Genomic DNA, 24,326 nt, shown 5'->3' on the forward strand with positions numbered 1-24,326 from the left:
CCCCCCTCCGGGGGGAGGAGTGTGATCCGTGGTGGAAACTATTTGTAACTCTTGCGCCTGAACAGGCCGGTCTTGAGCGAGGCGATGCGGTCCAGGAACAGGAAACCGTCCAGGTGGTCCATCTCGTGCTGGATGGCCACGGCCTCGAAGCCGGATGCATCGAACTCGCGCACGTTGCCGTCAGGCTCGGTGAAACGCAGGGTGAGCTCGGTGGCACGCTCGACGTCGCCGGTGTAGTCCGGCACGCTCATGCAACCCTCGCGCATCACGGCGCCGCCACTCTTGGCAAGGATCTCCGGGTTGATCATCAGCAAGAGGCCATGGTTGTTCTCCTTGCCGTGACGGTTCTTCGAGACGTCGATGACGCAGACGCGCCGGGAGACGCCGATCTGGGGCGCGGCAACACCGACGGAACCGGGGCCGGCGTGCATGGTGTCCACCAGGTCTTCGATCAGCTCTTTTATCTCATCGTCGATGGCCTGCACCGGGGCGCAAACCTGCTTCAATATCGGGTCGGGATAGACGACTATCGGTTTGACTGCCATATAGAAATCAGAGGGAGACCGGCGTAATGAGTCGCACCGAAATCTCCACACTCAGCTCCTTTTTCAGTTTTTCCAGCAGGGCGGTGACATCCTCCACCGAAAGTCCCTGGGGCAGCGCGGCCTCTAGCACCAGCACGTACACCGGCTCGCTCGGCTTGCCGATCAGCTTGGTGTTGAGGTCGGCGATGCTGACGCCACGGTCGGCGAGTTCGCGGGTGACGCGGTAGACGATGCCCGGCTTGTCGGAACCGTACACCGAGATCAGGCACAGTTCCCCTTCCGGCCCCTGGTAGCAGACCTCGTCGTCCTTCAGGGTCCGGACGAAGGCGGAAAGCCCGGTGCCGGCAGTCTTGGCGGTAAACTCGTCTTCCAGCTTCTTCTTGGAGAAGGGCTTCTCGTGGGAGACGATCAGGATCATGGCGAACTCGCCACCGAGCATGGTGCAGCTCGAGTCCTCGACGTTGCAGCCGAGCTTGTAGAGCACCTCGGAGGTGTCCGCAACGATGCCGGTGCGGTCCTTGCCGATGATGGTGACGGCGAAATGAGCCAGGTTAGGCTTGCGACAAAGGTTCATTGGGCCTCCTTCTAAAGGTCCGTGGTAATGGGAAGTAAGGGGGACAGGCACCTGCGGAGCCAGTCCCCTTAACGACTAAATCTTGTTGATAAAAACTTCTCTTGGCTTGCTGGTGCCGTCGGAGGGGCCGATGACCCCTTCCTGCTCCATCTTCTCGATGATGCGGGCGGCACGGTTGTAGCCGATCCTCAGGCGACGCTGGATCATGGAGATGGAGGCCATCTTCGCCTCGGCGACCAGGGCCAGGGCGTCGTCGTAGCGCTCGTCCACCTCTTCCTCCTCGTCGCCGCCTCCCTTCTCATCGGAAGCCTTCATCTCCAGGATGGACTTCTCGTAGACCGGTTTCCCCTGCTTCTTCAGGAACTCGACCACGCGCTGCACCTCGGAGTCGGAGACGAAGGCGCCGTGGGCGCGCAGCATCTTCGAGGTTCCCGGCGGCAGGAAGAGCATGTCGCCCATGCCCAGCAGCGATTCCGCGCCGTTGCCGTCCAGGATGGTGCGGGAGTCGATCTTCGAGGAGACCTGGAAAGAGATCCTGGCCGGGAAGTTCGCCTTGATCAGACCGGTGATGACGTCGACCGACGGGCGCTGGGTGGCGAGGATCAGGTGGATGCCCGCTGCACGCGCCATCTGGGCCAGGCGGGCAATCGATTCCTCGATCTCGCGACCGGCCACCATCATCAGGTCGGCAAGCTCGTCGACGATGACTACGATGTAGGGAAGGTGGCCGTGCTCCAGTTGCTCTTCCTTGGCGAGGAAGGCCTGGATGGCCGCCTCGCGCGCCTCCATGTCATCCGGATCCTCGATCTCCTCAACATCCTCGATGATCTCGTCGACCACCACGGTCTCGCGGGCCAGGTTCTCGGCCTTTTCCTTTTCTTCCCGCTCCAGCTCACGGTTGTAGGAGTCGATGTTCCTAACCCCCTTGTCCGACATGAGCCGGTAGCGCCGCCCCATCTCCTCGACCGCCCACTTGAGCGCGAGCGCCGCCTTCTTGGGGTTGGTGACGACCGGGAGCAAGAGGTGCGGGATCCCCTCGTAGACCGAGAGTTCCAGCATCTTCGGGTCGACCATGATCACCCTGACGTCGGTGGGCGTCGAGGTGTACAGGAGCGACAGGATCATGGTGTTGATGGCGACCGACTTACCGGAACCGGTGGCGCCGGCGACCAGCAGGTGCGGCATCTTGGCCAGGTCGGTCACCAGCGGGTTGCCGGCGATGTCCTTGCCCAGCGCCATCGGGAGTTTCATCTTGCCGCGGTGGAACTGCTCCGTGGCGAAGATCTCACGCAAGGAGACCATCTCGCGGTCGCGGTTGGGGAGTTCGATGCCCACCACACCTTTGCCCGGAATCGGCGCCACGATGCGGATCGAGTGCGCCTGCAGCGCCATGGTCAGGTCGTCCTGCAGACCGGCGATGCGGCTTACCTTGATGCCGGGCCCCGGGGAGAACTCGTACATGGTGATGACCGGGCCGGGGCAGATTTCCACCACCTCCCCTTCCACGCCGAAGTCCTTGAGCTTTTTCTCCATGAGCCGCGCGTTCATGGTCAGCGTTTCTTTGTCCTGGCGCTTGGCGCCCTCGGGAATCGGGTCGAGCAGGGACAGCGGCGGGGTCTTGAAGTCCCCTTCGGCCTTGATGAAGTCGAAGGCCTCCTGGACCGGGGCGGTCTTCTTGTCGTCCTTTTTCTTTTCCTTCTTGGCCACCGGCGCGGGGACCGGCGGCGGCACCACGGCCGGCTTGATCACCGGGGCCGCGTGCTGCCGGGGTTTCTCTTCCTTCTCCCCCTTCTCCGAGGCGAGTTCGCGCTGCAGGGCGCGGCGCTGCTTGCTCTTCTCCCAGCTTTCCTTGAGCGCGGTCAGCCACCAGTTGGCGAACAGGACGAAGGAGAAGCGGGACAGGAGCATGGCGCTCGCGGCCAGCATCGGGAGCAGGATCAGGAGCGCGCCGATCTTGCCGAAAGCGCGCTTCAGGAGTTCCGCGCTCTGGTAGCCTACGAAGCCGCCAGTCGGGACGCGCTGCCCGAGGAACTCGGTGAACTGCAGGTTGAAGGCGAATATCCCCGAGATGGAGAGCACCAGCAGGCCGAAGCCGACCAGCTTGTAGCGGCGCCACCGGATCTCGTCAGAGCTGAAGGCGCGGTAGGTCAGGTAGAACAGGGTGCAGGGAAAGATGTAGGCGGCCAGGCCGAAGAGCTGCAGGAACAGGTCGGCCAGCTGCGCGCCGAAGCGCCCGCCCAGGTTCTTGGTCTGGGCGAAGGTGGAGACGCTGTTGAAGGAGAGGTCCTCGCCGTGGAAGGAGGCGAGTGCGATGAACAGGAAGATCCCGGCCACGCCGAAGGCCATCCCCTTCACTTCCTTGGTCACCTTTTCCTTTTTTTCGATCTTCTCTTCAGTCGTCATGCCTTGTCCGTGTTCTGTGCTCCCGCCCCCGGAGGGGGAGGGTTGGGGAGGGGGGCTCCCGGAAGCCTTAGAGATTTTCCCTCGTTCCCAAGCTCCTGCTTGGGAACGGGCTGCGGCCGAAAGCTCCAGCTTTGGTTTGGGAAGCGAAGCTTCCCGTTGCTTTGCATTCCCAAGCAGGAGCTTGGGAACGAGAAGAAACGGGCTAATAATTATTCGCCCCTACAGTCGAGGTGAAATCTCGGGTTACATCTCCAAAACCAGCGGCAGTATCACCGGCCGGCGCTCGATGGTCTTGTTGAAGAAGCGGCGCAGCACCCGGCGCACCTCCAGCTTCACCTCGTTCCAGTCGGTCATCGCCTCGGTGCTCACCAGAGCCAGCGTGTCAAGCACCACCTTCTTCGCTTCGTCCAGGTACTGCTGGCTCTCGTCCTCGAAGATGAACCCGCGCGTCACGATGTCGGGGCCATAGATGATCTCGCCGCTCACCTGGTTGATGCCGACGATGACCACCACCATGCCGTCCTCGGACAGGTGCTTCCGATCCTTCAGAACCACGTTGCCGACGTCGCCGACCCCTTTGCCGTCCACGAAGACCCGGCCGGTGTTGACATGGTCCACGATGACCGCCTCGTCGCCGGAGAAGAGCACCACGTCGCCGTTGACGGCGAGGATGCAGCGCTCCTCCGGGGTGCCGACCCTTTGGGCCAGCTGGGCGTGCTTCACCAGGTGGCGGTACTCGCCGTGCACCGGGACGAAGAAGCGGGGCTGGACCAGGTTGTGCAAAAGCTTCAGCTCTTCCTGGCTGGCGTGACCGGAGACGTGCACCTCGGAGACCTTTTCGTGAATCACCTCGGCGCCGCGCCGGTACAGGTGGTTCATCAGGTCGGAGATGGTCTTCTCGTTGCCCGGGATGAACCGGGACGAGAGGATGACGGTATCGCCGCGCTCGAGCTTGATCTGCTTGTGGTCGTCCATGGCGATGCGGATCAGCGAGCTTCTCGGCTCACCCTGGCTCCCGGTGGTGATCATGCAGACCTGCTCCTTGGGGAGCCTGGGGAGCTCCTTCAGATCCATGAGGAGATCATCGGGTATGGTGAGGTAGCCGAGCTCGCGGGCGATCTGCACGTTGGCGATCATGGAGCGGCCGTTCAGGAGCACCTTCCTGCCGCTCTTCTGCGCCGCATGCACCACCTGCTGGACGCGATGTATGTTGCTGGAGAAGGCGGCGACGATGACCCTGCCGGGACAGTTGGGGAAGATCTCGTCGAACGCCTCGCCTACCACCCGTTCAGAAAGGGTGTACCCTTCGCGCTCAATGTTGGTGGAGTCGGCGAAGAGCGCCAGCACCCCCGCCTGGCCATAGCGGGCGAAGGTGGGGAGGTCGGTGAGCTCGCCGTCCACCGGGGTCTGGTCGAGCTTGAAGTCGCCGGTGTGGATCACCACACCCTCGGGGCAGGTGAGGGCCAGGGCGCAGCCGTCCACCGTGGAGTGGGCGACGCGGATGAACTCGACGATGAAGTCGCCCAGTTCCACCACGTCCCTCGGTTTCACCACGCGCAGGTCGACCTTCTGGTCGAGTTCGAACTCCTTCAGCTTTTCCTTGACGAAGCCCAGGGTGAGGGCGGTGCCGTAGATGGGGGGATTGATGTCGCGCAGCACGTAGGGGAGCGCGCCGATGTGATCCTCGTGTCCGTGGGTGAGCAGGATGGCGCGGATCCGGTCGGCGCGTTCCACGAGGTAGCCGATGTCGGGGATGACCACGTCGATGCCCAGCATGTACGGCTCCGGGAACATCAGGCCGCAGTCGACGATGACGATGTCGTCGCCGTACTCGAAGGCGGCCATGTTGAGGCCGATCTCGCCCAATCCGCCCAGGGCCACGAACTTCAGCCCGGTATTTTCGATGCTGCTTTCTTCCAAGATAATCCTTTGCGGTTGCGGGGACTGGCTCCGCAGGTGCCTGTCCCCCTTTGATTTTCGGTGGCGCTACCGTCCCTGCTGCGCCACCAGTGCTGCAATACGGGCGTCGCAGCGCTGGATCCACTCCTGTCCGGGGGAGTAGATGCCGGCCACGGCGTAGAACGAGCTTCTCAGGGCGCGGTAGGCGATCAACGCACGCGCCGTATCGTGGTTCGCTTCCGCCATCTGCCCGAGGTCCCACAGTTTCTGTGCGCTGCGGGGGACGATGGAGCTGCCCGGGGTGTACATGTGGATGGCGGCCTCGTAACCGGCCACCGCCGCAGGGTAGTCGCCGGAGGCGGTCGCCTTTTCACCTTTTTCGAACTGCACGTACTGCCGGTACAGCGCATTGCCCCAAAACAGGGCGACGGAAATCAGTGCGATCGCTGCGACATTTACCGCTATGGTTTTGACCTTTTCCATGCTTTTTCTGTTTCCTGTGCCTTCAGAGTTACCCCTGGAAGAAATTGGGAGCGACGACGAGCAGCGTGCCCAGCAGGGCGAGCACCACACCCAGGAGGACTGTCGCGGCCGCAACCACGTTGAGCGGCGAGCGCAGCCGGTGCGCGGCGGGAAGCCCCCACGCGATCAGACCGACCCCGCCAAGGGCCAGCGCCAGGTAAACCATGACCATCTAACTAACCTCCAGGTTTGCTGCTATCGCTGCACGGACCCGCTCCAGGAGTTCCGCCTCCGGGACCCCCGCGACGTCGATGGGCGCGCCAAAGGTGATCCTGATGGTCCCCGGACGCAACTCGATGCGGTTGCGCGGGTTGATCGCGCGGCTGCCGTTAATGGTGAACGGGACGATGGGAACGCCGGCACGGGCCGCCAGCATGAAGGCCCCACGTTTGAAGGGGAGCAGCGCGCCGTCCTTGGTGCGGGTTCCTTCCGGGAAGATCACCACGCTGGCGCCTGCGGCGATGCGCTGGGCGGCCTGGTTCATGCTCCTGAGCGCCTTCCTGCCGTCGCTGCGATCAAGCGGGATGTAGCCCGCGCGACGCATGGCCGCGCCGAAGACCGGCACCCGGAACAGCTCCTCCTTGGCGACCCAGGAGAACAGGCGCGGGATGGCACGGCTCAGGGCCAGGATGTCGAAGTTGCCCTGGTGGTTCCCCATGTAGATGACCGGCCCCTCGGTCGGGACCTGTTCCAGCCCCTCCACCTGCAGTCTGATCTGGGCGGCCCAGAGCGAGCCGATGCCCCAGACCCTGGCGACGGCGTGACCCGCCCTGCCGGAGGCGTCGAAAAGACCACCGAAGACGGCGGCGAGGCTGCATAACAACGTGTACGGAACGAAGAAAAGAAGGTAGATACGAGCTCTCAGCATGACCGGTTACGTTACTTTTTTTTCCGATGAGAGTCAAACAATATCGCTTGCCATGAGACCCCGATTTCTATACACTTCCCGGAATTCAAAACGTGACACGAACAAAGGAGAACCCCCATGGCAAGTCTCAACAAGGTGATGCTCATAGGCAACCTGGGCAAGGACCCCGAGGTGCGCTACACCGCCGGCGGTACCGCCGTAGCTTCCTTCTCCCTGGCCACCACCGACCGCATCAAGGGCAAGGACGGCAACTGGGAAGACAAGACCGAATGGCACAACATCACCCTCTGGGCGCGTCTGGCCGAGATCGCCGGCGAGTACCTTTCCAAGGGGAAGACCGTATATATCGAAGGACGTCTGCAGACCCGCAAGTGGACCGATAAGGACGGCAAGGACCGCTACACCACCGAGATCGTAGGCGAGAAGATGCAGATGCTCTCCGCCAAGGGTGAAGGCGGCGGCCAGCGCCAGGGTGGCGGCGGTCGTCCCCAGCAGGATTACAACCAGGGCGGCGGTTACGAGGAGCCGGTCTTCAACCCGGACGACGAGATCCCGTTCTAACCAAACGAAACAGGAACAAACAAAAAAGCCGCAACCAGAGATGGTTGCGGCTTTTTTTATCGTGTGGTCGCGGCGGCTGTGACTCAGACCTGCACCCGAAACCTCGCGCCGCCGTCGACGTTCGCCGCGGTCAGGGAGCCTCCCATGTTCCTCTCTATGATCATCTTGGCCATGTAGAGCCCGATCCCCGTCGCCTGGGGCCCCTTGGTGGTGAAGTAGGGATCGAAGATCTTGTCGGCAATTTCCGTCGGTATTCCGCCCGCGTTATCCAAAAGGGTCACCACGGAGCGTCCGTCCTCTTCACGAACCTCAATCCGGATGGTCGGGCCTTCTATCTTCCTGGCGACGAACACGTCCCTCGCGTTGATCAGTATGTTCAGCAGAACCTGGGAATAATCGCTGGGATAACCGTCGATCATTGGGTCGGCAAGGGCGGAAACGGCTATGTCGATGTTGAGTTCGCGCAGGCTGGTGTCGACCAGGGAGACCGTCTTTTGCACCGTATCCAGCACCCGGAAGCGAATCTTCTCCTGCCCCGGGCTGAAGAAGTTCCTGAAATTGTCGATGGTGCGCGACATCTGGGTGATGGCTTCCATCATCCTGCGCACCTTGTCGTCGAGATACCCCTCGTCGAGTTCACCCAGGCGATAGGTCATGGGGAGGTCCTGGGCCAGCAGGGCAAGCACGTTGAGCGGCTGGCGCCACTGGTGGGCGATGTTGCTGATCATTTCCCCCATGGCCGCCAAGCGCCCCTGCTGGATCAGCATCTGGTCCATCTGCCGCAACTGCTCTGCGGTGCTCAGACGCTCCTCGGTTTCCCGCTTCAAATCCCGATGGGCCCGGCACAACTCCTCATGTTTTTCCTGCATCCTCTTCTCGGCCACTGTCCTGGTGCGGATCTCGGAGCGAAGCTGGATCTCGGTCATGACCGAAGCCGCCAGATCCTCGATCATCGCTACCTGCGCCTGGGTCCACTTCCTGGGCTTGCAATCGATGACACAGAACGAGCCGAGTATGTAGCCGTCGACGGTGGCGAGCGGGATGCCCAGGTACGCGATCACGTGCAGGTCCTTGATGGCGGGGTTGTCCTTGAAGAACGGGTGTAGCCGGGCGTCCTCGATGAGCAGCGGCTGCTTCGCGATCCGGTTGTACTGGCAGAAGGAGTGGCTGAGCGGCGTTTCGCGCCGGGATTGCCACGGCTCGGGTAGGCCGAGGCAGCTCTTGAAGAACTGCCGGTCCGCGTCCACCAGGGTGACCAGCGAGACCGGGGCATCGACGAACTGGGTCGCCAGCCGGGTCAGGCGATCGAAGGCTTCTTCGGCGGGTGTATCGAGCAGGGCCACGGCGCGCAGCGCCGCAAGTCGGGTGGGATCGGCCACGTGGGTCGAGATGTCACTGAAGTTGTAATCTGTCATTTGCTCATCCGGGATAATGGCCCACAGCACAGCTGGAAAAGTATCAGGATTTTCTCAGGTTTCAAGCGACACCGCTCCTGCGCCAGGAGAATTCTGCTCGACTCTTCTGTCGCCTCCTGCCAGGCTGCGCGCCGGCACAGATGAAAATTTCCTCTCTCTTTTAGGTATTTACACGATCCGCGCAAATCAAATATGATGTGATGGTTTGCTGAACAAACCGCAACATTCATGAGCAGGAACAGGCATGGCCAAGATCATTTCATTGGAGAAGACGCGGCAGGCGATCAAAAAGAGAAGGGAAGCGGAGGCGCTTTTGCGCGACACCGAGGATGACATCACCGCCATCCTCAACGACTACTCGCTGACCCCAGCCAACCGGCGCTGGAAGCTGGAGAACATGCTGATGGACGTCGATGAGCAGCTGGACCTGTACCGCAGGGAACTCGAGGCAGCCGAGCGGAAACTTAATGCCCTCGTGGCCAGCGCCGAAGGCGAGATTGCCCGTGCCTACGGCGAGTTCGAGACCAAGGTGCGCGGCATGACCCTCGCCGTCAGGAAGCTGACCGGCTCCCCGCACCCCGATCCCATCACCGAATAGCAACCGGCGCCCCTTCGGGGCGCCACCCCCTCCCCCGCCACCCACCGCAGGTTAAGGTTTCCAGAGGCGCGCGTTTGTGCTAGTTATGTAGACGCTCGTCAGACAGCTCACCTGCAAGGAGGTGGACCATGAAAATCCGTAAGAAGATCCTGGATTTCGAGTATGAGGAAGTCCTCGAGGTCAAGTACCGGGAACTGATCCGTGTCGCCTGCGCCGTGGCCGTCGGTTGTCCCGACTGACTCAAGAAGCACTTCGCGGTCGCGAAGGAAGCAGGCGCCACCGAAGCGGAACTGAACGAGGCCCTGGCCTACGGCATCATCGCGCCGTCGGGACGGGCCAAGAACTTCGTACGCAGCCAGGAAGACATTTTAAAAGAGCTGTAGTGCCAACAGGGATGAAGGGGATGCAGGGGATACGGCGGGTTGTTGCCTCGCACTATCCCTCTTATCCCCTTCATCCCTGTTCGCCGTAAGGTTTTCCCCATCTTGAAACGTCTCACTCTCAACAAATCGACCAAACGGGTCTCGATCCGGCGCAACGTGGCGGCATTGTCCATGCCGGTGCTCCTTTCCTCGCTGTTCCAGCGCCTGGTCTCCATCGTGGACATCTTCATGGTGGGGGGGCTGGGCGCCGCGGCCATCGCCGCCACCGGCCTGGGGCAGCTCCTCATCTTCGTCACCATGACAGTATTCTGGGGCTTCTCCACCGGCGCCAACGTGGTTATCGCCCACCTCTGGGGCGCAGGACGCCGACTGGAAGCCCGCAGGACCGCCTTCGCCTCGCTCCTTTTCTGCGCCGTCCTCGCGGTGGCGGCCACCCTGCTCGGCATCGGCTTCGGGAGGAATATCGCCGTTTTTCTGGGGGCGCAGCCCGATGTGCTCGCCTACGCCTCGGACTACATCCGCCTCGTATTCCTCTACTTCGGCTTCACCGCCGGCCTCAACATCCTCTCCGCCATCATGCAGGGGACCGGCAACACCCGCACCCCGATGGAGGGGATCCTGCTGGTGAACGTCCTGCACGTCGCCATTGCCTACCCCCTGATCTACGGCTACCTGGGCTTCCCGCGCTACGGCGTACTCGGCGCCGCCTACGCCATCAACATCTCCGAAGCCGCCGGCTTCAGCTATCTGCTGATCCAGGCGCTCAGGAAGGGATACCTGAAGATCGGCCGCCCCGACCTGGCCCTGTTGAAGAAGGTGATCGACATCGGCTACCCGGTGGCGCTGGAGCGCGTCGCCCAGCAGTCGGGCCAGCTCTTCTACTCGAAGTTCATCATCGGTTTCGGCACCGCCGCGTACGCCGCGCACCAGATCGGCCTTTCCATCGAATCGCTCTCCTTCATGCCGGGCGCGGGGATGGGGATCGCGGCAGCGACCCTGATGGGGCAGTCCATAGGCGCCAGGAAACTCCGACGCGCCCACATGAGCCACACCGAGGCGCTCCGGCTGGCGGTGCTGGTCATGGGCTGCATGGCCCTGCTCTTCTTCTTCCTGCCGCACCACCTGATCGCCCTGTTCACCCACGACCCGGACGTCATCGAAAAGGGGAGCGTCTTCCTCCGGCTGGTCGCCTTCGCCCAGGTGCCGCTCGCCCTCTCCTTCGTCTATGCCGGGAGCCTGCGCGGCACCGGTGACACCCACTACGTCTTCCTGGTTACCCTGGTGTCCATGTGGGGCATCCGGGTGCTCCTCTCCTACATCGCCGCGGTGCCGCTGCAGCTCTCCCTTTACGCCGTCTGGAGTGTCTTCCTCCTCGACTGGTTCTTCCGGGCCGGCGCCTTCTGGTGGCGCTACCAGCGTCGCGACCTGCACCAGGTCATCATCTGACCATGCAGCTTTCCTTCGTCCCGACCATCGACGCGCGCGAGATCCGTGAACGGCTGTCACTGCTCCTGGTCACCGGTGCGCTGCTTGACGCCGCGCTGGAACGACGCATCGAGCGGCTCGCAGCGGAGTTCGCCAGCTACGCCGCCAGCTATCCCCTCCCCTTGTGGGCGCCCGGCCTCGCTCTCAGCAACGAAATGCGGGGGCTGACCGAGGCCCTCTTCCCCCTGGCCCGCCCCCGCGCCCTGTTCGAGCTGATCCTGCGCCGGGGTTGCCGCTTCGATCCTCTTCTCCCCGGGAGCTACCTATACAGTTCGGCAAGCTGGCTCGACCTGCTCCACAAACTCTCGCCGCGGCTGACGACTGCCGATCCTGCTCCGGTGCTGCGCCTGATTGCCGAGGACGATGACGCGCGCGCGGCGTTCCTGTTCGCCCTGATGCTGCCCCAACACTTCGGCGGCGGTTTCGACCGCTATCGCGAGCAGTACCGGTGGCTGGCCGTGTGGCTTGGCGGGCAGGCGAAGCAATGCGCGACCGCAATCCGGATCCTCGATGCCGCCTGCGGTAGCGGCGAGGGAACCTACCAGGTAGCGCAGCTCGTAGTGGACGCGGGGCTTGGCGCTAAAAGCGTGGTGCACGGTTCGACGCTGGAGCCGATCGAGCTTTTCGCCGCCGCCCATCTCCACTTCCCGCACGATCCCGAGCGTGAGCGCGAGTACCGTGACCGGATCCAACAGCTCTTAGGCGCGAAAGGCGCGCCCTCCCTGGAGTTCTACCTGGACCGGGTCGACGACGTACCGGAGCGGGAGCCGTACCACTTGGTGCTTTGCAACGGACTGCTGGGCGGGCCAATGCTACACGAGCCGGCGCAACTGGCGGCCGCCTTTTCCGGGCTGTCCGCTCGGCTCGCCCCCGGCGGGCTGTTGCTGGCCGCCGACCGCTTCCATGCCGGCTGGCGCCTGCGCGTCCCGCGGGAGGCGCTCATCGCCAGCCTGCGCGCCGAGGGTCTCACACCGATTGAGGTTCCGGAGGGGATCGCTGCGATAAAGCCTTAAGAAAGGGAAAGGGAGCCCGACATTTTCCTGGTTCCCAAGCTCCAGCTTGGGAACCCCATAGTGTGCAAAGCTCCAGCTTTGCGTTCCCAAGGTGGACCTTGGGAACGAGATCAAATAGGATCAGCATTGAGGTTTCGCCGCAGCGTCCCCCTCTCCCAGAGTGAGAGGGGATGGACAGGTGGTGTGGAGGACAAAAAAAGGGGACGGTGCCGACAGGCCCGTCCCCTTTTGCAAATTCAGCTTTTTCTCAACCTTAACCTCAGCCTTAACCTTTTGCTAAGCCCTGAACAGCACGCCTCCCCAGGAAAGCCCGCCGCCGAACCCCATCATCAGCACCAGTTCCCCCGGCTTGATCACGCCGTTTCTCCGGTTCTCGTCCAGGGCGAGCCCCACGGATCCGGCGGCGGTGTTGCCGTAACGGTCCAGGTTGAGCAAAAACTTCTCCTTCGGTATCCCGGTCTTCTTGGAGATGAAGTCGATGATGCGCACGTTGGCCTGGTGCGGGATGATGTGGTCGATCTCCTCAGGCTTGACACCACCTCGCTCGGAAAGGTCGGTGATGATGCGCGGAATGACGTCGGTGGCGAAGGAGAACACGCTTTTGCCCGCCATCCTGAAGGTGTTTTCCTTGGCCGCGATGCTCTCGGCGCTGACCGGCTTCCTCGATCCGGAAGAAGGGACTTGGATCAGCTCCCAGCCGTTGCCGTCGCTTTGCATCACCGAATGCTGGATCCCCTTTCCCGACAGCCCCGCCCCCAGGATCACTGCCCCGGCACCGTCACCGAACAGCGGCGCGGTGGTCTTGTCGTCCATATCGAGGATCTTGGAATAGGTATCGGCACCGATCAGGAGCACCTTGCGGTACTTTCCGGAGCGGATCAGGTTGTCCGCGACTTCCATGCCATAGATGAAGCTGCTGCAGACCGCGTTCATGTCGAAGGCGAACGCCTTGGCGGCGCCGATGTTCTTCTGCACCATGCAGGCGGTGGCGGGAAGGATCATGTCGGGGGTGGAAGTGGCGACGATGATGCAGTCGAGTTCGAGGGGGTCGACGTCGGCATTTTCAAGGGCGAGTAGGGCGGCGCTGGTGGCGAGATCGGAGGTCGCTTCCTCCGCTGCGGCAAAGCGCCGTTCCCGGATGCCGGTCCGGGAGTGGATCCACTGGTCCGCGTCATCCACCAGGTAGTCGAAGTGAGCATTGGGGACGACCCGCGCCGGCACGTAGCCGCCGGTCCCCAGGATTTCCGCACGTATCATGTAGAGAGCGCCTCCCTTGCTTCCCGCTTGGACGGCCGGGAAACGCTACCCTTATCTCACAATAAAATAGCGTTTGTCAATTATCTCCTTTGAAAAACGCGGCATCAACGACGCCGTAGGCCCACACGATCATGAATCCGCCCAAAAGCCATTTTACGTAAGGGGAATCCATCTGGATCGCTGCCAGCACCTGTTCCGGGGTGAGTCCCTGCTTGCCGGCCACCATCAGTTTCCCGGCGCTCCTAAGCCCGATAAAGAGCCCGCCCAGCAGGAAAACGTTGTCGAGCAGGAGCATTACGCCTCCCTTGACACGGCTCCCCCGGTACAGTTGCCCCAGCCCGGGGAGCACCAGGGCGGAAAGTGCGATGCATTTGATCCTGTTCGACATCCATATCTCCTTGTCACGCCCACTGCTGGGCGGCGATTGATTAAATTGTGTTGTGCGACGGGCCGAATTTTGTTAGTTATCATCGCTATGGACCAAGCCGAACGCATCAAAAGGCGCGACGCCATCATTCCGCTTTTGAAGGATCCGGACGCTGAGGTGCGTCTGGCGGCCTCGACCGCCCTGGAGGCCCTGGAGGCTGCGGAGAGCCTCGAAGAGGTCTTCGATCGCCTGAAGCGGGGCGACCGCGCCACCAAGGTGGCCGCCATCTACGCGCTGGGGCGGATCGGCGACGACAGGGTGCTGCCGATCCTCTACTACTGCGCGGGGAGACCCGAAGAGGACATCCGCTGCGCGGCGGTCAAGGTCCTGGGAGAACTGGCCCGCCCCGACGCGCTCCCCACGCTGCTGGAAAAGCTGCAGGATCCTGCCGTCACCGTGCGGGCCCTGGCCATCGAGGCCGTGTCACGCTACCGCAACCCCTCACTGGCCCCCAAACTCGCCCCGTTCCTCCAAGCCAACGACGGCATCCTCGATGCCGAAGCCGCCCTCGCCCTGGGCCGCATCGGGGGAAGCTCCCCCTCCGATGCCGTGATCAAACTCCTTACCTCGCCCTTCGACAAGACCCGCGCTGCCGCCGCCACGGCCCTGGCGCAGCTCCCCTGATCCTTCAAGCTCCCCCGTCGGTAAGCTCAAGAAACCCTTCCACTATGTGGCCGTCCAGCACGGTGCCGCGCGCCCGTCTGAGCGCCTCGACCGCCTCGTCCCGCAGCATCGGGCGCTGGTAAGTCCGCAGCGTGGTCGTTGCATTGTAAAAGTCCGCCACCGCGACCACGGCGCACGGCACCCCCAGGCAGAGGGTGCGCGCCGATTCCGGGTAACCGGTCCGGTCGAAGCGCACGTGGTGCGCGAGCACCGCCTCGACCACGCTGGCCGGCACTCCTGCCATCCCGCGCACGATCTCGGCACCGTACTCCGGGTGCTTCTGCATCTCCAGCACCTCATCACCGGACAGCTTCCCCGGCTTATCCAAGATACAGAGAGCGACCCTGGTCTTGCCGATGTCGTGGAGAAAACCAGCCAGGCCGCACTGCGCCACCTGTTCGGCTTCATGCCCAAGCGACGCCGCCAGTGCCAGGGCCAGCAGGCCGACACTGACGCTGTGCCGGAAGGTGTAGCCGTCATCGTCGCGGGTCGGATCCAACTGCAGCAAGGAAGCCGGATCCTTGAGCGCGGCCCGCGCCAGGGCGCGCACCCGGTCCATGAGAGGCTCGGCAGCCGGGATCATGCCGTTGCCGATCTCCTGAAAAATCTCCCGCAGCACGCCGACGGCGTCGCTGCAGAGCGTGGACAACCGGCTCATTTCACTGGAAGAGAGTGACTTTGCTCTTTTGTTGTCAGCAGTGGCCACCGGGCCTCCTGGTTCGGGCAAACCGTCAAAAGGAAGCAGTGATTTTATCTTAGCCGGGGAATCGTTGTCAAACTGAATGGAAGGCAGGGCCCGCAAGCGCGCCAGTGTTGACACTGTTTACCAAAAAGCTTAGGATTACGTAGTTTTTCACTCGCCCTCGGCGAGGCTTGGGGGGGTATGGCAAAGGTAAAGGTGAAGACCGGGTACGTCTGCTCCGACTGTGGCGCGACCTATCCCAAATGGCAGGGGCACTGCAGCGCCTGCGACGCCTGGAGCACCATCAAGGAGGTGCGCCTGGGCGCCGAGCCGCGTGCCGGCCGGCGCGACGGTTTTGCCGGAGCCACCTCGGCAGTGACCTTGCTGGGCGAGGTGAGTTGCACCGAGGAAGCCCGCTTCTCCAGCGGCAGCGAAGAGTTCGACCGGGTGCTGGGGGGAGGTTTCGTCCCCGGCTCCGTAATCCTGATCGGCGGCGACCCCGGCGCCGGAAAGAGCACCATACTGCTGCAGACCATGTGTCACGCCGCGGCCAGCAAGGAGGTGCTCTACGTCTCGGGGGAGGAATCCCTGCAGCAGATAGCAGGGCGCGCCCGCAGGCTGCAACTGCCGCTGGACCGGGTCAAGATGCTGGCGGAGAGTTCCGTGGAGCGGGTCCTGGAGGCGGCCGACAGCGTACGCCCCGAGGTGGTGGTCATCGACTCGATCCAGGTGATGCAGTCGGCAGGCATCGACGCCGCGCCGGGCGGGGTATCCCAGGTGCGCGAGTCGGCAGCGGCCTTCACCTGCTACGCCAAGACCTCCGGGGTGGTGCTGATCATGGTCGGTCACGTCACCAAGGACCAGTCCCTGGCCGGCCCCATGACCCTGTCGCACATGGTGGACACCCAGGTGATGCTCTCCTCCACCGAGGATGCCCGCTACCGCCTGATGCGCACCACCAAGAACCGCTTCGGACCGGTGAACGAACTCGGGGTCTTCGCCATGACCGAGCGGGGGCTGCGCGAGGTAAAAAATCCCTCGGCGATCTTCCTGACGCGCACCGAGACGGCGGCGCCGGGAAGTCTCATCAGCGTGCTCTGGGAAGGGACCCGGCCGCTGCTCGTGGAGATACAGTCGCTGGTGGTGTCGGCCCAGTACGGCTCGCCGCGCCGGCTCGGCATCGGCCTGGACCAGAACCGCATCGCCATGATCCTCGCCGTCATCACCAAGCACGGCGGGCTGGTGCTCTCCGACCAGGACGTCTTCGTCAACGTGGTGGGCGGGATCCGGGTGCTGGAAACCAGCGCCGACTTGGCCGTTGCGCTCGCCATCGTCTCCAGCTTCAGAAATTCGCTGCTCCCCCAGGACCTGCTGGTATTCGGGGAGGTGGGGCTCTCCGGCGAGATACGCCCGGTTTCCAACGGCGAGTCCAGGCTGAAGGAGGGGGTGAAGCACGGTTTCACCCGCGCCATCGTCCCCAAGGGGAACGCACCCAAGAAGGAGATCGCCGGGATGAAAGTGGTCGGGGTCACCTCGCTCGCGGAGGCCCTCGACGCCATCTAGAGCCGCTTTGGGAGCCCAGGCAGCGGAGAATACGTTTTTCGCCGTCTTTTCGTTAAGAGGAAAATTTCACTTTACTAATTTAGAAAAATCCTCTTTAATGTCGTATTGATTAGAAAGGGTAGGTGTCATGAATACCGAAAAGCTCGAGTACTTCAGAGGTATCCTGCAGGAAGAGAAACGATCGCTCTTGGAAGAGGCCGGCCGGACCGTCATGGAAATGAACTCCGACACGACCAACTTTCCTGACCCGACCGACCGTGCCACCCAGGAATCGGACCGCACCTTCGAATTGCGCATCCGGGACCGCGAGCGCAAGCTGATCGTCAAGATCCAGGAAGCGCTGAACCGCATCGATCAAGGCACCTTCGGCATCTGCGAGGTGTGCGAAGAGGACATCAGCGAAGCGCGCCTCAAGGCCCGCCCGGTGACCACCCTCTGCATCGACTGCAAGATGGAGCAGGAAAAGAAAGAACGGTTCCGCTAGTTCTCCCCATCCCACGAGTTGTCGTCCTTCGGAGTGCGCATGGCTGCCCGGAAGGGAAATAACCTCCTGGAGCAAGCGTTACGTGTTGCCCAGTCATCCGGCCGCTCCCACCAGGGCCGGCTCCGCGGCCTGCTCCGCGCGGCTACCCGCGCCCCCGGTATTGCCTCAGCCTCACTGTTTCTTCCCGATTCTACAGAACCCGCTCTCACGGAATGTTTCAGCTCGGTGCTCTCAGGAGCGAGCCGCAGCTGCCTGATCCCTTATGGGCAAGGGTGCGCCGGCCGCGCCGCCGCCGACTTGCGCGAGGTCTACGGCACCTCGGTCGATCTGCACCCGGAAGAGCGCGGCGGCGGCGAGTCCGGTCAGTTTGTCGCCATCCCCATTCTCGACGGCACCGGGTTGACCGCAGTCCTGGCCCTGGCCTGTCCCGACCCCGTACTCCCCTCCGAAAGCGTCGCGCTTTGCCGGCAGTTGGTCCCCATCTTCTCGCTCACCCTCTCCGGCCTGGCGGCCGAGCAGGAAGCCCACAAGGCCCGCCGCGACCTGGCACTGATCTCGTCGCTGGGCCGGCTGATCGAGGCACCCGCCCCGGCAGCGATGCTGCTGCCGCAGGTCGTCAAGCTCTGCACCGGTTCAGGGGTCGCCGGCTGTGCCGTGATCCGGCTGGCAGCCAAGGGGCGCGCGCGGGGCCGGGTGTACAAAGGGTGCCACAGTAGCGTGAGGAGAGAGCTCACCGCGCTGCTCGAGTTCGAGCAGAGACTCTCGGTGCGCACCCTTGCCGCCGGCGCCACCCGGACCGACAAGCTTGCCCTGCCGGGATCATGCCGCTACGCCCTGTGCACCCCGCTCACCTGCAACGGGCAGGAACTCGGGGCACTCACCCTTTTCGGTGGCGCCGACCTGGTAAGCACAGCCCAGGCGGAATTGGCCGGGACCGTGGCGCGCCTGGTGGCCGGTGCGTTGACCGAGGCCATCTGCGAGGAGCGGGTCGCCAGCTTCGATACCGAGAACGAGAAGAAGCTGAAGGAACTCTCCCTGCTGTACCGGCTGAGCAACACCATGCTCTCCACCATCAAGCTGAACAAGCTGATCCACCTGACCCTTACCGCCCTGACCTCAGGCCCCACCCCCTTCTTCGATCGGGCCATGCTGTTTCTGGCCAACGAGCGCTCCGGGTCACTGGTGGGGATGCTGGGGGTCACGTCCGAGAACGCCCCGGTCCTGTCCATGCCGGGGGGGGGAGGCGACGACCTCCTCTCCAGCCGTTGGGACATCACCGAGGACGAGATGGCGGCCCAGCGGGAGTCCGAGTTCTCCCGGCAGGTGCAGGGAAAGAGGCTCGAACTGGACCCGACCTTGAACATTGCGTCGCAGGCGGTGCTCGAGAGGCGGTTGATCTACATCCCCGAAGAGACGGGCATCGGTTCCGACGCCTCGGCAGTAGCCCGCACCGCACTGGCCGCCTCCCCCCTGATCGCCCACGGACAGACGGTCGGCGTGGTGCTGGTGGACAACGCGCTCACCCTCTCCCCCATCACCCAGGAGCACCTGCGCTTTTTGCAGCTTTTCACCAACCAGGCCGGCATGGCGATCGAGAACTCGATGCTCTACAACCGGATCGAGGACGCGCACCGCCAGTTGAGCGAGGCCCAGGAGAACCTGCTCCAGAAGGAGCGTCTTGCGACCATAGGCGAGATGGCTGCCGGTATCGCCCACGAGTTGAAAGGGCCGCTGGTGTCCATCGGTGGTTTTGCCGGTCGCCTGGCGCGCAAGCTCCCCGCCGAAAGTGACGAGTGGGCCAGCGCCGACCTGATCGTGCGCGAAGTGATACGCCTGGAAGGGATCCTTTCCGAGATCCTGCTCTTTTCCAAGAAGACCACCATCTGCTACACCCGCTGCAACATCGTGGATATCGTCAACGAGACTCTCACCATTACCGCGCCCACGGTCGAAGAGAAGCAGATCGAGATCAGCACCAAGTTTCCGCGTCAGCGCCAGGTCCTCCTCGGCGACTGCCAGCAGTTGAAGCAGGTGTTTATCAACATCATCCAGAACTCCCTCGAGGCCATGGCGCCGGGGGGGCAGCTCTCGATCCAGGTGCATCCCGCTGAGCTGGACGGCACGGATGCCATCGCGGTCAAGATCGTCGACACCGGCGGCGGCATCCCGCTCGAGCAGCTGAACAACATCTTCACCCCGTTCTTCACCACCAAGGCGAGCGGCACCGGTCTGGGTCTCCCCATCGCCAACCGGATCATCACCAACCACGGCGGCAAGATCCACGTCACCAACCACCCCGGCCTCGGCGCCGAATTCCGCATCGTCCTGCCCAAGCACTGGTAACCTGCTACCCGCCGCAGCCAAAGGTATCGCCAAGGGTACTATGGCACTAAAAGGTTCGTACTTGTCACCAGAGCCCGTTAGTTCTATCCTCCCGAAAGCTCACCGTCCGCTGTGCGGCGCGGTGCTTAGAAACTCTACGGACCAGGAGGCAACGTGAAAGTAATCGGAATCAACGGCAGCCCCAGGAAGCAATGGAACACGGCGCAGGTGCTGCAAAAGGCTTTGGACGGGGCGGCGGCCCAAGGGGCGGAGACGGAGCTGATCCACCTCTACGACATCGACTTCAAGGGATGCACCAGCTGCTTCGCCTGCAAGCTCAAGGGGGGCAAGAGCTACGGGACGTGCGCCATGCGCGACGGTCTGACGCCGGTACTCGAGAAGATCGCCCAGGCGGACGGGCTGGTGCTCGGCTCGCCGGTCTACTTCGGTCGCGCGACGGGTGAGATGTGCTCCTTCCTGGAAAGGCTCCTGTTCCAGTACTTCGTCTACGCACAGCCGCCCGAGTCGCTGTTCGAGAGGAAGCTCAAAACCGCCTTCATCTACACCATGAACGTGCCCGAGGCTGTCATGCAGCAGATCAACTACGCGGTGCACATGGGCGGCAACGAAGCCTTCCTGACCCGCATCTTCGGCTCGTGCGAAACGCTCTGCTGCAACGAGACACTGCAGTTCGACGACTACGACAAGTACGTCTTCAGCTACTTCGACCCGCAGCAGCGGCGGGAACGGCACAGCGTGCTCTTCCCGGAGAACTGCCAGAAGGCCTTCGAACTGGGCCAGCGCCTGGTCTCGGCTTAGCCTTCCCAGCGGGTGGGCACCCACACTTAAAAAGGCGCCTGCATCGGTGATGCTGGCGCCTTTTCCTTTGCCGCCAACTCATAGGACTTTTAGCAGGTCCGACTTCTTCAAGTTTCATGAACCCGGTACCGATAATGATCTTATTACCACTGAACCGGGAGGGTTGAAGCATGCCTATTGTGACTTGGGACGGAAGTCTGGCAGTTGGACACGAGATGATAGACCAGCACCATGAACACCTGGTGGAACTGCTCAACAAGACCTACGACGAATTCTGTGAAAAGAAGTCGAAGCAGAGTCTGGAGTCTGTGCTGGATGAACTCATCGATTACGCCACCTACCACTTCGCACAGGAAGAAGTGCTCATGGAAAAGGTCGCATTTCCCGCGACGGAAGAACACCTGGCCGAGCATGCTTTTTTCATCAGGAGAATCGGCGAGATCCAGAAGGAGTTCCTGGCCGGCACCAATGCCATCTCCCTGGAAATCATCACCTTCCTGAAGGACTGGCTGGTGCAGCATATCTCTCAGAAGGATTGCGATCTGGGTGCCTACGCCACGGCTCACGGAGGCAGCCCGGTCATCATCGACCTCGACTAACGCCGCCCCCAGCGCCATCCCCCTGAAGCGGGGGAAGGGATGCCGACCCCCGGCTCCCACCCCGCTCCTGCTTTACCTGCCTCGCCAACCGTTTCCCCCCGGCCCGAGAAGAAGCGCCCACTCCCCCTGTATCCATGCCCCTCGCAGGTCAGTTCCGAAAAACAATCCCGCCGTCAAGCCTCGCACGCCAAGCCATTCCCAACCACCGCCTTCTTCCCCGGCCATCTCGCCGCTAGTACCGACGGCAGGCCTGTAACAGGCGGGGCGGAAATGGTTCAAGTTCTCATGGCACTGCTCCGATACGCTTCCACTAGCAGATGTGTCTGAAAAGGCAAAGGTGTTGATTGCAACAGAGGTGGCCAGAATGGTCACTGGTACGGGTAGAAGCCATGCGGAAACTGATCGGTCGCTTGCCGATACGCAAAAAATTGATGCTGATCCTGCTGATCGCCAGCGGTTTCACGCTGGTGCTCGTCTCGCTCACCTTCGTGGTGGGCACCTTCGTCCTGTCCCGCATCGGGATGTACCAGGAACTCTCCACCCTCGCCTCCATCGTCGGACATAACAGCTCTGCCGCGCTCGCCTTCGGCGACAAGAAGGACGCCCAGCGCACGCTGCAGTTCCTGGAGAACAAGAAGTACATCCTGGAGGCCTACGTCCTCTCCGAGGACTGGCAGCCTTTCGCCTCTTACCAGGCCCGGGGGGTCGCGCCGCAAGCCAAGTCCGGGAAAACCCTGGCCCTGGAGGCCGCAGCAGGGGACCTCTGGGACGTGGACGGCGACATGGTGGTCAGTTCCAAGATCCTCCTGGAGGGGCAGCAGTTGGGGACCGTGGTGATCCGCGCCGACTATCGGGAAGTCAACTCCAAGCTGATCTGGGTCCTTTCGGGTGCCCTGCTGGCGATGCTGGGAAGTCTGTTCTGCTCGTACCTGGTTTCCCTGAGGTTGCAGGGAGTCATCTCCGCTCCCATCGTGCAACTGGCCCGGACCATGGAGGAGGTGTCCCGGGACCAGGACTACGCGGTCCGGGTCGAGAAGGGAAGCGAGGACGAATTGGGGGCCCTCATGGAAGGGTTCAACGAGATGCTGGGGCAGATCCAGGCTCGCGATTGTGAGCTTGCCGGCTACCGCACCCAGTTGGAGCAGAAGGTGGCGCAGCGAACCCAGGAGCTGGAGCTGACGGTGGTCGAACTGCAGCGGGCCATGGAGGCCGCGCAGACCGCCAGCCGCGCCAAGAGCCAGTTCCTGGCCAACATGAGCCACGAGATCCGCACGCCGATGAACGGGATGCTGGGCATGACTGAACTGCTCATGGCCACCAGGCTGGACGAGCAGCAAAACCGCTTCGTTTCCTCGGTGCGTCGCTCCGGCGAGGCACTGCTCAGCATCATCAACGACATCCTGGACTTCTCCAAGATCGAGGCCGGCAAGCTGGAGCTGGAAGAAACCGCCTTCAACCTGCAGGATACGGTGGCCGACGTGGTGGAGCTGCTGGCCGAGACGGCGCACAGAAAGGGGCTCGAGATCGTCGCCCTGGTGGAAAACGACGTCCCGCCGGTGCTGGTGGGTGACCAGGTGCGGGTGCACCAGATCCTGATGAACCTGGTGGGGAACGCGGTGAAGTTCACCGACCTGGGCGAGGTGGTGATCCGGGGGACGCTTGCGGAGGAGCGTGGCGAGGAGGTCGTGGTCCGGCTCGAGGTGGCCGACACCGGCATCGGCATCCCCCCCGACGTAAAGGAGCGCATCTTCGAAGGGTTCTCCCAGGCCGACAACTCGACCACCCGCAAATACGGCGGGACCGGCCTGGGGCTCACCATCGCCCGGCAACTGGTCGAGCTCATGGGCGGGAAGATCGGCCTGGAGAGCGAACTCGGCATCGGCTCGACCTTCCACTTCACGCTCAAGCTGCGCCGTGACGCGTCGCAGCGCAGCGCGCTCCCCGACCAGACCTCCCTTGCCGGCTACCGGGCCTTCATCGTCGACGACAACTCGACCAACCTCAGCATCATGCACCACGAGCTGCACGCCTGGGGCATCAACGCCGACATGGCGGACAACGGCGCGACCGCCCTGGAGCTGATGCGCCGGGCCGCCCATCAAGCGGGCCCCTACGATTTCGCCATACTGGACATGCAGATGCCGGTGATGAACGGGATCGACCTAGCCCGTGCCATCAAAGCGGACCCGGTACTGGCCCCGACCAAGCTGCTCATGGTGACCTCGGTGGGCCAGTACGGCGACGAGAGTGAAGCGATCAAGGCCGGCATAGGATGCTACCTCGGCAAGCCGGTGCGCCAGTCCCGGCTCTACAACGCCATCATGGACCTTTTGGGGGTGGGGATGAGCCGTGCGGCGCAACCGCAGGCCGGCGCGGAACAGGGCGCCGCGGTAGCGCTCGCGGCGACAGTGCTCCTGGTGGAGGACAACCCGGTGAACCAGGACGTGGCAACCGCCATGCTGGAGGCCTCCGGCTGCCGGGTCAGCGTCGCCAACAACGGCGCCGAGGCGCTGGAAGCCGTGGCGCAGCGGGATTTCGACCTCATCTTCATGGACTGCCAGATGCCGATCATGGACGGCTACGCCGCCACCCGCGCCATCCGGGAGCGGGAGAACAAGGCGGCGGACGGCGAACACCACACCATAATCGCCCTGACCGCCCACGCCATGCGCGGCGACCGTGAGCAGTGTTTCGCCGCCGGCATGGACGACTACCTGACCAAGCCCTTCACGCAGGCGCAGATGGTCGCCCTGCTGCAGCGCTGGATCACGCCGCAGCCCCCCGGCGAGGAAGACGAGGGGACTGGCTCCGCCAGGTGCCTGTCCCCCTTGAACTGCGCAGGGGAACCGACCACGGTCGGCGGGGCGCCGGTCGAGAGCGACACCGGCGGCATCGACCCCTCCCTTTTGGACGAGATCCGTGCTCTGCAGCTCCCGGGCAAGCCGGACCTGCTGGCCAAGGTAGTCGGCTCGTTCATGAAGTCGAGCCCGCGGCTGGTGGCGTCGATGCGGCAGGGACTTGCCGCCGGGGACCCGCAGGGGGTGCGCCAGGCCGCGCACACGCTCAAGTCGAGCAGCGCCTCGCTGGGATGCCTGGGGCTCTCCGAAGGCTGCCGACAGATGGAACTGCTGGCGGTCCAGGGAACCCTTGAGGGGGCCGAGGCGCTTCTGCAGCAGATCGAGGCGCAGCACCTTAAGGCAATGGAGTACCTCGCAGCGGTGCAGGAGCTGAGAGGATGACGATG

The 24,326-nt window shown here is 63.2% G+C and carries 23 protein-coding genes; 12 read left to right on the forward strand and 11 right to left on the reverse strand.

Features of this window, described 5'->3' with window-relative positions:
- Positions 1–38 precede the first annotated feature (38 nt).
- From def to JFN91_RS18825, 7 genes are all read right to left on the reverse strand, one after another.
- Entirely contained in the window at positions 39–545 is a 507-nt protein-coding gene (gene def / locus JFN91_RS18795; RefSeq protein WP_199390684.1) for a peptide deformylase, read from the reverse strand.
- Positions 546–552: 7 nt separating this feature from the next.
- A complete protein-coding gene (locus tag JFN91_RS18800) occupies positions 553–1,119 on the reverse strand; it encodes a glycine cleavage system protein R (RefSeq protein WP_199390685.1) in 567 nt (188 codons plus the stop codon).
- A 75-nt stretch (positions 1,120–1,194) separates the two neighbouring features.
- The gene (locus tag JFN91_RS18805) at positions 1,195–3,522 is read right to left on the reverse strand and encodes a DNA translocase FtsK (RefSeq protein ID WP_199390686.1); all 2,328 of its coding nucleotides are present in this window, start codon (positions 3,520–3,522) and stop codon (positions 1,195–1,197) included.
- Between the two features lie 243 nt (positions 3,523–3,765).
- Positions 3,766–5,442 (reverse strand): ribonuclease J, encoded by a 1,677-nt coding sequence (locus JFN91_RS18810; RefSeq protein ID WP_199390687.1) that lies wholly within the window; start codon positions 5,440–5,442, stop codon positions 3,766–3,768.
- 66 nt (positions 5,443–5,508) lie between these two features.
- Positions 5,509–5,904: a hypothetical protein gene (locus JFN91_RS18815; RefSeq protein ID WP_199390688.1), complete on the reverse strand. Its 396-nt coding sequence runs from the start codon at positions 5,902–5,904 to the stop codon at positions 5,509–5,511.
- 28 nt (positions 5,905–5,932) lie between these two features.
- The gene (locus tag JFN91_RS18820) at positions 5,933–6,115 is read right to left on the reverse strand and encodes a hypothetical protein (protein ID WP_199390689.1); all 183 of its coding nucleotides are present in this window, start codon (positions 6,113–6,115) and stop codon (positions 5,933–5,935) included.
- A complete protein-coding gene (locus JFN91_RS18825; protein ID WP_199390690.1) occupies positions 6,116–6,811 on the reverse strand; it encodes a lysophospholipid acyltransferase family protein in 696 nt (231 codons plus the stop codon).
- A 117-nt stretch (positions 6,812–6,928) separates the two neighbouring features.
- On the opposite strand from JFN91_RS18825, the gene JFN91_RS18830 reads away from it, so the two are divergent.
- A complete protein-coding gene (locus JFN91_RS18830) occupies positions 6,929–7,372 on the forward strand; it encodes a single-stranded DNA-binding protein (protein WP_199390691.1) in 444 nt (147 codons plus the stop codon).
- 83 nt (positions 7,373–7,455) lie between these two features.
- Here the strand turns inward: JFN91_RS18830 and JFN91_RS18835 are convergent, their stop codons facing one another.
- Positions 7,456–8,787 (reverse strand): ATP-binding protein, encoded by a 1,332-nt coding sequence (locus tag JFN91_RS18835; protein ID WP_199390692.1) that lies wholly within the window; start codon positions 8,785–8,787, stop codon positions 7,456–7,458.
- A gap of 244 nt (positions 8,788–9,031) precedes the next feature.
- Between JFN91_RS18835 and JFN91_RS18840 the strand changes: the two genes are divergently transcribed.
- From JFN91_RS18840 to JFN91_RS18850, 4 genes are all read left to right on the forward strand, one after another.
- Positions 9,032–9,385, forward strand: coding sequence for a hypothetical protein (locus JFN91_RS18840; protein WP_199390693.1), 354 nt, complete (start codon positions 9,032–9,034; stop codon positions 9,383–9,385).
- A gap of 128 nt (positions 9,386–9,513) precedes the next feature.
- A complete protein-coding gene (locus JFN91_RS22320; RefSeq protein ID WP_268898719.1) occupies positions 9,514–9,768 on the forward strand; it encodes a GSU3128 family (seleno)protein in 255 nt (84 codons plus the stop codon).
- Between the two features lie 102 nt (positions 9,769–9,870).
- Complete coding sequence (locus tag JFN91_RS18845; RefSeq protein ID WP_199390694.1) at positions 9,871–11,214, forward strand: MATE family efflux transporter; 1,344 nt, start codon at positions 9,871–9,873, stop codon at positions 11,212–11,214.
- A gap of 2 nt (positions 11,215–11,216) precedes the next feature.
- The gene (locus JFN91_RS18850) at positions 11,217–12,266 is read left to right on the forward strand and encodes a class I SAM-dependent methyltransferase (RefSeq protein WP_199390695.1); all 1,050 of its coding nucleotides are present in this window, start codon (positions 11,217–11,219) and stop codon (positions 12,264–12,266) included.
- Positions 12,267–12,542: 276 nt separating this feature from the next.
- On the opposite strand, the gene JFN91_RS18855 is transcribed toward JFN91_RS18850, so the two are convergent.
- Both JFN91_RS18855 and JFN91_RS18860 read right to left on the reverse strand, forming a co-directional pair.
- Positions 12,543–13,523: a beta-ketoacyl-ACP synthase III gene (locus tag JFN91_RS18855; RefSeq protein ID WP_199390696.1), complete on the reverse strand. Its 981-nt coding sequence runs from the start codon at positions 13,521–13,523 to the stop codon at positions 12,543–12,545.
- A 76-nt stretch (positions 13,524–13,599) separates the two neighbouring features.
- Positions 13,600–13,911 carry a hypothetical protein gene (locus JFN91_RS18860; protein WP_199390697.1) on the reverse strand — a complete coding sequence of 104 codons (312 nt, stop codon included), beginning with the start codon at positions 13,909–13,911 and terminating at the stop codon, positions 13,600–13,602.
- Between the two features lie 69 nt (positions 13,912–13,980).
- Between JFN91_RS18860 and JFN91_RS18865 the strand changes: the two genes are divergently transcribed.
- Positions 13,981–14,574: a HEAT repeat domain-containing protein gene (locus JFN91_RS18865; protein WP_236015245.1), complete on the forward strand. Its 594-nt coding sequence runs from the start codon at positions 13,981–13,983 to the stop codon at positions 14,572–14,574.
- Positions 14,575–14,578: 4 nt separating this feature from the next.
- Here the strand turns inward: JFN91_RS18865 and JFN91_RS18870 are convergent, their stop codons facing one another.
- On the reverse strand, positions 14,579–15,319 hold the full coding sequence (locus JFN91_RS18870; RefSeq protein WP_328747585.1) for an HD-GYP domain-containing protein: 741 nt from the start codon (positions 15,317–15,319) through the stop codon (positions 14,579–14,581).
- A 177-nt stretch (positions 15,320–15,496) separates the two neighbouring features.
- On the opposite strand from JFN91_RS18870, the gene radA reads away from it, so the two are divergent.
- From radA to JFN91_RS18900, 6 genes are all read left to right on the forward strand, one after another.
- Positions 15,497–16,858 carry a DNA repair protein RadA gene (gene radA / locus JFN91_RS18875; RefSeq protein ID WP_199390698.1) on the forward strand — a complete coding sequence of 454 codons (1,362 nt, stop codon included), beginning with the start codon at positions 15,497–15,499 and terminating at the stop codon, positions 16,856–16,858.
- A gap of 127 nt (positions 16,859–16,985) precedes the next feature.
- Complete coding sequence (gene dksA, locus JFN91_RS18880) at positions 16,986–17,342, forward strand: RNA polymerase-binding protein DksA (protein ID WP_199390699.1); 357 nt, start codon at positions 16,986–16,988, stop codon at positions 17,340–17,342.
- 225 nt (positions 17,343–17,567) lie between these two features.
- Positions 17,568–19,685 carry a two-component system sensor histidine kinase NtrB gene (locus JFN91_RS18885; protein ID WP_328747588.1) on the forward strand — a complete coding sequence of 706 codons (2,118 nt, stop codon included), beginning with the start codon at positions 17,568–17,570 and terminating at the stop codon, positions 19,683–19,685.
- A 153-nt stretch (positions 19,686–19,838) separates the two neighbouring features.
- Positions 19,839–20,483 (forward strand): flavodoxin family protein, encoded by a 645-nt coding sequence (locus JFN91_RS18890; protein WP_199390701.1) that lies wholly within the window; start codon positions 19,839–19,841, stop codon positions 20,481–20,483.
- Positions 20,484–20,653: 170 nt separating this feature from the next.
- Positions 20,654–21,082 carry a bacteriohemerythrin gene (locus JFN91_RS18895; RefSeq protein WP_199390702.1) on the forward strand — a complete coding sequence of 143 codons (429 nt, stop codon included), beginning with the start codon at positions 20,654–20,656 and terminating at the stop codon, positions 21,080–21,082.
- Between the two features lie 389 nt (positions 21,083–21,471).
- On the forward strand, positions 21,472–24,321 hold the full coding sequence (locus JFN91_RS18900; RefSeq protein WP_199390703.1) for a response regulator: 2,850 nt from the start codon (positions 21,472–21,474) through the stop codon (positions 24,319–24,321).
- Positions 24,322–24,326: the final 5 nt, after the last annotated feature.

The organism is Geomonas anaerohicana (assembly GCF_016458305.1).
Classification (GTDB): domain Bacteria; phylum Desulfobacterota; class Desulfuromonadia; order Geobacterales; family Geobacteraceae; genus Geomonas; species Geomonas anaerohicana.

What these genes read in the sequence shown, in the direction of transcription:
- JFN91_RS18800 (WP_199390685.1), bottom strand. Translation starts at nt 1,119, where the DNA reads ATGAACCTTTGTCGCAAGCCTAACCTGGCTCATTTCGCCGTCACCATC.
- JFN91_RS18815 (WP_199390688.1), bottom strand. Translation starts at nt 5,904, where the DNA reads ATGGAAAAGGTCAAAACCATAGCGGTAAATGTCGCAGCGATCGCACTG.
- JFN91_RS18835 (WP_199390692.1), bottom strand. Translation starts at nt 8,787, where the DNA reads ATGACAGATTACAACTTCAGTGACATCTCGACCCACGTGGCCGATCCC.
- JFN91_RS18825 (WP_199390690.1), bottom strand. Translation starts at nt 6,811, where the DNA reads ATGCTGAGAGCTCGTATCTACCTTCTTTTCTTCGTTCCGTACACGTTG.
- JFN91_RS18850 (WP_199390695.1), top strand. Translation starts at nt 11,217, where the DNA reads ATGCAGCTTTCCTTCGTCCCGACCATCGACGCGCGCGAGATCCGTGAA.
- radA (WP_199390698.1), top strand. Translation starts at nt 15,497, where the DNA reads ATGGCAAAGGTAAAGGTGAAGACCGGGTACGTCTGCTCCGACTGTGGC.
- def (WP_199390684.1), bottom strand. Translation starts at nt 545, where the DNA reads ATGGCAGTCAAACCGATAGTCGTCTATCCCGACCCGATATTGAAGCAG.
- JFN91_RS18895 (WP_199390702.1), top strand. Translation starts at nt 20,654, where the DNA reads ATGCCTATTGTGACTTGGGACGGAAGTCTGGCAGTTGGACACGAGATG.
- JFN91_RS18855 (WP_199390696.1), bottom strand. Translation starts at nt 13,523, where the DNA reads ATGATACGTGCGGAAATCCTGGGGACCGGCGGCTACGTGCCGGCGCGG.
- JFN91_RS18840 (WP_199390693.1), top strand. Translation starts at nt 9,032, where the DNA reads ATGGCCAAGATCATTTCATTGGAGAAGACGCGGCAGGCGATCAAAAAG.
- JFN91_RS18820 (WP_199390689.1), bottom strand. Translation starts at nt 6,115, where the DNA reads ATGGTCATGGTTTACCTGGCGCTGGCCCTTGGCGGGGTCGGTCTGATC.
- dksA (WP_199390699.1), top strand. Translation starts at nt 16,986, where the DNA reads ATGAATACCGAAAAGCTCGAGTACTTCAGAGGTATCCTGCAGGAAGAG.
- JFN91_RS18805 (WP_199390686.1), bottom strand. Translation starts at nt 3,522, where the DNA reads ATGACGACTGAAGAGAAGATCGAAAAAAAGGAAAAGGTGACCAAGGAA.
- JFN91_RS18860 (WP_199390697.1), bottom strand. Translation starts at nt 13,911, where the DNA reads ATGTCGAACAGGATCAAATGCATCGCACTTTCCGCCCTGGTGCTCCCC.
- JFN91_RS18900 (WP_199390703.1), top strand. Translation starts at nt 21,472, where the DNA reads ATGCGGAAACTGATCGGTCGCTTGCCGATACGCAAAAAATTGATGCTG.
- JFN91_RS18830 (WP_199390691.1), top strand. Translation starts at nt 6,929, where the DNA reads ATGGCAAGTCTCAACAAGGTGATGCTCATAGGCAACCTGGGCAAGGAC.